Raw genomic sequence first — 7047 nt, 5'->3', positions numbered from 1 at the left:
GCCGCACAGATTGCCGCTTGCTCTCCTGCCGAAGAGTATGCAGGTTTTGGTTTGACCCCCGGCAGGGCGTTAAACAGCCTTCGCATCAGTTTCTTGATCGAGCACCGGTACTTCCCGGCCAGCCAGTGCGCCAGCTTCCAGAACACTATGTGATCCAATTTACGGTACATGGTGCCTGTTTGGCCAGCCCAAGCGCCTTGATCTTGAACTCCTCCGAAAATCGGCGGCGTGACGATTTCTTCTGATTTTTCTGTGATGGCATCGAACACCTCCGTTAAGCTAATTACTCGCTTAATCGTGTGTCCGTCAAAGATGGGCTGGATCACTCATGACATTCCCGGAGCAACAGACGATCTCAGCACTCTATGTACCATTCGTATTTACCATCCCTCTCCACTGCCAGACTCAAGCAGCTCCACAGGGAAGTGTCATAGGGTCAAATTCCGGGTTTCCGCTCGCCTCATAAGCCACATGCCTTTTATCAAATGGCTCACTCCATCCCCATTTAACCCTACTAATATAGTTTTATTTTAGTGTATTCACACCAGTCACAAGCCCGCAATGGGGCATTTCGCCCCAAAAGCTTGGGGATTTTCACCCCAAAAAATATGGAATGTGTACTTGTGAAATATGACACTAAGTATGCCGGGATTGACATAGGAATTATTTTTGGATTTTTTTCAGTCAGTTATATACAAAGTAATAAAATTTTAAACCTTTTTCAATAGTGGCACGCTCATTGCTTTATTAAGCGGGCAACAGAGCAAATAAAGAATCGTCTTTCATATATAAGGAGAACACCCCATGCCCGCTTATGAATATGTTTGCAGCAAGTGCGGTTCCAAGGAAATCCGGATTACCGGTATCAACGACCATAAAGTCTTTTGCGACCAGTGCGATGGCGAAATGTTCCGCCACGTAGACCCCGAATCACTTTTGGCTTCATACGCTACCTCTCAGGTGAACGCCCGCTAGGCGCACCTGTAAGCGATTGAAACAGCATATAATACCCCAAACAGCTTTTCCTCTATAGGTTGTTTTACCTCCAGGCTTGCCGAAGAGGGCTCCCCAAAGGCCCTCTTCGGCGCTTTTTTTTCCCACAAGCTGTTAACCCGCCAATTTGAGCCGATTCAAGTATTTTGATCCCAAAAACCGTCTCCAAAATCACATACACTTCCGGCTGGGGTTATGACCAAAAACCTGAGCCGGATTTATACCAAGAAGCCGCAAATATTCCCATAGCCAATAAGGCCAAGGTATTATTCCATGTTCCAAGGTTGAAAAACCATGGGGCATTTTGCCCCATAGCCTCAAAAACAGGCAAAAACCCCACTAATATAGTTGATAATTTACCAATTAAGCAGCCTGTTATTTTGACGAAAAGTACGCTTTAGATGTATCATTCATGCTTACGTGAAAGGGCTACAACGAGGTATGGAGAACCAATGACCCCACCCAAAAACACCTTTGATTTCATCAACACCCTGGAGCAAAAGGGTTGGCTCAAAAAGATCAGTGAACCGGTTGATCCAAAGCTGGAGATAACCGCCTTGAGCGAACCGGTCATGAAGGCAGGCGGACCTGCGCTTTTATTTGAAAACGTCAAGGGTTCGGAGATGCCTCTGGCCATCAACCTGTTCGGCTCCAGCGAACGTATGAGTCTGTCCCTGGGTGTGGATAACTTGGACCGCATATCAGACAGGTTGCGTGAACTCATGGCCATGGAGCTGCCTCAGGGGCTTTGGGCAAAGGTCATGACAGCCCTGCCCAAGTTAAAGGAGCTTTCCGCCTTTGCCCCCCGCACGGTTAAGGATGCCCCCTGCCAGGAGATTATCCTTAAAGACAAGGAAGCCTTTCTGGACAGGCTTCCCATCCTGACCTGTTGGCCGGATGACGGCGGACCCTTTATCACCCTGCCCCAGGTCATCACCGCCGACCCGGAGACCGGCCGCCAGAACGTGGGCATGTATAGGTTGCAAAAATACGACGCCCGTACAACCGGCATGCACTGGCACAGGCACAAGGGAGGAGCGGCTCATTACCGGAAAGCCCTCTCCCTGGGCCAAAAACTCCCCGTATCCGTTGCCCTTGGCGGCCCTCCGGCAGCCACTTACACGGCAAGCGCGCCCTTGCCGCCGGTGCTTGATGAGTTCATGTTCACCGGTTTTCTCATGGGCAAACCCCTTAAGGTGGTCAAGTGCGTAACAAACGACCTCATGGTCCCGGCAGAGGCGGATATTGTCCTGGAGGGTTATGTCGACCCTGCCGAACCCTGGCGCACCGAAGGCCCCTTTGGCGACCACACCGGGTTCTACTCTCTGGCGGACGAATACCCGGTCTTCCACCTCACCGCCATGACCCAGCGCAAAAACCCGGTTTATCCGACAACGATTGTAGGCAGGCCGCCCATGGAGGACCTCTACCTGGGCATGGCCACAGAACGCATATTCCTGCCTTTGTTGCAGATGGTCCTGCCCGATGTGGTGGATTACCACATGCCCGCAGAAGGGGTTTTCCACAACCTGGTCTTTGTATCGATTAAAAAGGAATATCCCGGCCAGGCATACAAGGTGCTCAACGCCCTTTGGGGCCAGGGCCAGATGATGTTCGCCAAGGTGATCGTGATTGTGGATGAGCATGTCAATGTGCGCGATCCCCAGGAAGCCTGGTGGGAGGCGCTTAACAATATTGATCCGCAAAGGGATGTGATCTTCACCAAGGGCCCGGCCGACGCCCTGGACCACGCGGCCCAGATGCCCTGGCTGCATACCAAAATGGGTATAGACGGAACCAGAAAAACACCGGAAGAGGGTTTCACCCGGCCCTGGCCGGACCGCATTGAAATGACCCCTGAAATCCAGAATCAGGCGTTGAAAAAACTCAAAAAGTGGGGACTGTTGTAAAATGGCCGATTCCAGGCTCTCCAAACTGACTAATTTCTTTGAGCTGGTTAAGTTCAGCCACACCATATTTCTTTTTCCCTTTGCCCTTGCCAGCGTGGTGTTGGCCCATTATGTGCGCCCCATTACCTGGGGAGGGCTTTTCTGGATCGTGGTGGCCCTGGTGGCGGCCCGCACCTCGGCCATGGTAATAAACCGCCTGGCAGACCTGCGCTTTGACGCCCAAAACCCCCGCACCGCGAACCGGGGCCTGGTCACCGGCCAAGTCAGCCAACCCACAGCCTGGTTTTACCTTGCCATATCCTGCGCTGTATTCATCCTGGCCAGCTGGCAGCTGAGCGACCTGTGCCTTTTGCTATCTCCTGTGGCCCTGGTCTGGATCATGGGCTATTCCTACAGCAAGCGCTTCACCAGTCTTTGCCATATCTGGCTCGGCGCAGCAACGGCCCTGGCTCCTGTGGGGGCCTGGATAGCGGTGAGCGGAGCTTGGGACTGGAGGGCCGTAATTCTGGCCATTAGCGTAACCACCTGGGTGGCAGGCTTTGATGTAATTTACGCCTGTCAGGATCTTGAGTTTGACCAAAACCACAGGCTGCATTCCCTGCCTGCCCGCCTGGGCCTGAAAAAGGCCCTGTGGGTCAGCCGGGGCCTGCATCTCATCTCAACTATCGGTTTTTTCGCCCTGGCCCCTCTCTTTGGCCTGGGCTCCCTTTATCTGGCCGGGGTCTCCCTGGTAAGCTTGGTCCTGGTTCTGGAACAGATCGTGGTGGCCAAAAAACGGGCCAACATCCCCATGGCCTTTTTCACCATGAACGGAGTGATCTCTGTAATGTTCTTCATTTTCCTGGCAGTGGACTGTTGGATAAGGGGCTAGCGTGAACCAGCTCGAAATTGATCTCAGGTTCCTGGGAGTATGGGAAAAGGCGCTTGAGATTGCGGCGGAGCTGGGCCCTTACACCGCGATCCGCTATATCAGGTCTTCCTGCCGAACCCTGGCCAAGGTGTATCACCCGGATTTAAACGATCAAGCCTATAAGCAGGTTGCAACCCAAGGCCAAAAAAGGCTCAACCTCATAAAAGAGCGCCTGGACCTCACACAAGATCAGGACCTGGCCCGTTTTCTCGGCGCGCAAAACCACACCGCAAGAGCCTCGCGTCACAGGATACTGGTGGTGGAGGACGAGTCCGGGTTAAGGGAAAACCTGGCCGATCTTCTGGGGCTGGAAGGCTTTCACGTAAGCACCGCGGCCAACGGCGTACAGGGCCTGGGCTCACAACTTACCTTCAGGCCGGACCTGGTGATCACCGATGTGGTCATGCCCATAATGGACGGGGTGGAAATGGTGCGTCAGATGCGCCAAAGAGACCTGAACCTCAAGGCCATATTTATCAGCGGATTTTTCGGCACCAGGGCGGTGGCCGGTGAGCTGGTCCAGGAAATACAGCGTTTCGGCTACCCCAGACTAAGTAAACCCTTCCGTCCCAGCCAATTGTTTGATATGGTGCATAAGACTCTGACCTGATCTTGAAAAAGAGAGGTTCTTATGCCCTTGGAGCTCACCCTAGGCAACCTCCTGGACCAAGCAGCCGGTCATAAACCCAATTCCCCAGCCCTGGTGGACTTGCCCACAAACACCAGGCTGACCTATGCCGAATTCGCACAAAAGACAGACCAGCTTGCCCGAGGCTTTATCGCCCTGGGGCTTCTCCCCGGAGACCACCTGGCCCTTTGGGCGCCTAACCAGCCCCAATGGCTGATATGCCAATTCGCCTGCGCCAAGGCAGGGCTCATTCTGGTTAATCTGGATATTTCGTTGGATGAAAAAGGGCTTAAGTTTATTCTGGAAAACGCGGACGTGCGCGCACTGGTGCTCGCCAAGGGCATAAACCAAAACGAGTTTTTCGACACCCTGCAAGCCTTGCGCAAAAAGCCGGGCCTGCCCGCAGAGCTCAAACACCTGATCCTCACGGAAAAAGCCCCTGACTCAGCCTTGCCCAGCCTGGATGATATAGCGGCCAAGGCGGACGAGGCCTCCCAAACTGAGCTCAAAAAACGCATGCAGATCCAGTCGCCCGGCGATCAAAGCTCTTTAATCTACACCTCAGGCACCACAGGCAGACCCAAGGGAGTAATGCTGAGCCACAGGGGACTATTGAACACCTCTTTTGCAGCGGCTTCCATCCAAGGCCTTGACCATACGGACAAACTTTTAATCACCGTTCCCTTGAGTCATATGTTCGGCTGCATCTGTTTGACCATGCCGGGCATTCTGGCCAGGAGTTGTCTGATTATCCCCTCCAGGCTTCCGGAACCCAAAACCACCCTTAAGGCGGCTTACCGGGAAAAGGCAACCGCCATATATGGCGCGCCCACCACGTTTATGGCGCTTATGGAACAGCCGGATTATCGTCCGGATATGCTCGCCAGTCTGCGCACCGGGATCATGGCCGGAGCGGTCTGCCCCCTGGAGGTCATGGAAAAAGTGGTGAACCAGATGGGTATCAAGGACATATTGATAGGCTACGGCCAGACCGAGGCCTCATCCTGGATATCCCTCACCCGGCCCGATGATATTCTTGAACTGAGGGTCTCCACTGTGGGGCGCCCCATAGAAGGGGTGGAGGTGATCATCTCCGACCCGGAGACCGGCCGCGCCCTGCCCAGGGGAAGCATTGGCGAAATAAGGGCCAGGGGATTCAACATGCTGGGTTACAAGGGCCTGGAAACCGCCACCAAAGAAACCTTGGACCAGGAGGGGTGGCTCCTCACCGGTGATCTGGCTTCCATGGATGAAAACGGTTACCTGCGCATTTTCGGCAGGGTGAAAGAGGCCATCATCAAAGACAACCAAGTGGTTTTCCCCAGCCGCATTGAAGCGGTTCTGCTTAAGCATCCCCAGGTGGCCGATGCCCAGGCCTTTGCCGTTTCGGTGGGGGATCATAAAGAGGAAGTGGCGGTCTGGATCAGGGTCCTGCCCGAATATGAGCCGAATATTGAGGAGATAAAGGGCTTCTGCGACCAAAGGCTCAGCCCCCTTGAACAACCCGAACACTACAAAATAGTGAAAAGCTTTCCCATGACCGCTTTGGGTAAGCCCAAAAAATTCGTTATGCGTAAACAATTCATGCAGGAGTTGGGGCTTACCTAATAAGGCAATATGACTCCTAAAAGGATTAGATATCGAAACGTCTTGACATTACTGACAAAATTGGTAAGAATAGCCTAGACCTTTGAAAGGCCCCCAAATTCGGGGACTAAGGCCGCCCGGAAGGCCAGAGCTTTCCGGGGTTCCGGAGTTTGGGCAAATACGAGCTGAAACACCGGTGATATTTTGGAGTGAATAATTATTATGGACGCGGAGTTCATCAGCAAAAAAGAGTTCAACCGTCGCTTCAGGGGCTATGACACTGAAGAGGTGAGATCCTTCTTGGAGAAGGCGGCCGAAGAAGTGGCCGAGCTTAGAAGCGAGGCGCGGGAGCTGCGCCAGGAGCTGGCCGAGGTCAAGGGAGAGCTCAAGGACTACCATGGCCGGGAGCAAACCCTGGAGGCGACCCTTTCCCAAACCAGGCAACTGGCCGAAGAGATCAAGACCAATGCCGAGCGGGAGGCGGACCTCCTGGTGGCCGAGGCTGAATTACAAGCCGAAAAGATACTGGGGCAAACCCACACCAGGCTGGCCCAGATCCACGACGATATAGCTGAACTCAAGCGCCAGCGGGCCCAGTTCGAGGTTCGCCTGCGCTCTTTAGTTGAAGCCCATCTCAAGCTGTTGGATGTGGAAACGGACCGCGATCGGGATATGGCAGAGCTGGAAGACAAAATCAGGATTCTGCGCTCCCCCAACTCTTCCACTTGATGTGTTGGAGCTTAAACCTTCAGCCGACGGGGTCTCTTTTGCGGTGAAAGTGACCCCAAGGGCGTCTAAAGACTCCTTAAACGGAGTAGTAGAAGGCGTTCTTAAGATCAGGCTAAATGCCCCGCCTGTGGATGGAGCCGCCAACAAGGCTCTGGTTCGCTTCCTGGCCAAAACACTTAACACATCCAAATCACGTGTAAAAATTATTTCCGGAGAAAAATCCCGCCAAAAACGCATCAAGGTTTCTGGCATAACTCCGGAAGAGGTGAAAAAAGGCCTGGGAGTATGAT

8 protein-coding genes are annotated in these 7047 nt (G+C 53.5%); 6 read left to right on the top strand and 2 right to left on the bottom strand.

All coding sequences use genetic code 11. The features are described from left to right. Positions 1-326, bottom strand: a 326-nt coding sequence (locus tag X474_RS01685; RefSeq protein WP_044346280.1) for a hypothetical protein, incomplete at its 3' end; no start/stop codon positions are given. Between the two features lie 421 nt (positions 327-747). Beyond that, the gene (locus tag X474_RS25915) at positions 748-918 is read right to left on the bottom strand and encodes a hypothetical protein (RefSeq protein ID WP_156360564.1); all 171 of its coding nucleotides are present in this window, start codon (positions 916-918) and stop codon (positions 748-750) included. Positions 919-1445: 527 nt separating this feature from the next. On the opposite strand from X474_RS25915, the gene X474_RS01680 reads away from it, so the two are divergent. From X474_RS01680 to X474_RS01655, 6 genes are all read left to right on the top strand, one after another. Further along, positions 1446-2903 (top strand): menaquinone biosynthesis decarboxylase, encoded by a 1458-nt coding sequence (locus X474_RS01680; protein WP_044346279.1) that lies wholly within the window; start codon positions 1446-1448, stop codon positions 2901-2903. Position 2904: 1 nt separating this feature from the next. Then, positions 2905-3774 (top strand): UbiA-like polyprenyltransferase, encoded by an 870-nt coding sequence (locus X474_RS01675; protein ID WP_044346278.1) that lies wholly within the window; start codon positions 2905-2907, stop codon positions 3772-3774. Position 3775: 1 nt separating this feature from the next. Next, entirely contained in the window at positions 3776-4423 is a 648-nt protein-coding gene (locus X474_RS01670) for a response regulator (RefSeq protein WP_052514742.1), read from the top strand. A gap of 21 nt (positions 4424-4444) precedes the next feature. Then, positions 4445-6049, top strand: a complete 1605-nt coding sequence (locus tag X474_RS01665; RefSeq protein WP_044346277.1) for an AMP-binding protein — start codon at positions 4445-4447, stop codon at positions 6047-6049. 201 nt (positions 6050-6250) lie between these two features. Beyond that, the gene (locus X474_RS01660) at positions 6251-6757 is read left to right on the top strand and encodes a DivIVA domain-containing protein (protein WP_044346276.1); all 507 of its coding nucleotides are present in this window, start codon (positions 6251-6253) and stop codon (positions 6755-6757) included. A gap of 1 nt (position 6758) precedes the next feature. Beyond that, entirely contained in the window at positions 6759-7046 is a 288-nt protein-coding gene (locus X474_RS01655) for a DUF167 domain-containing protein (protein ID WP_044346275.1), read from the top strand. Position 7047 lies beyond the last annotated feature (1 nt).

It is taken from the genome of Dethiosulfatarculus sandiegensis (assembly GCF_000931935.2).
GTDB classification, from domain to species: domain Bacteria; phylum Desulfobacterota; class Desulfarculia; order Desulfarculales; family Desulfarculaceae; genus Dethiosulfatarculus; species Dethiosulfatarculus sandiegensis.
Note: the sequence above shows the minus strand (reverse complement) of the source record. Positions and strands in the feature narration are given on the sequence as shown.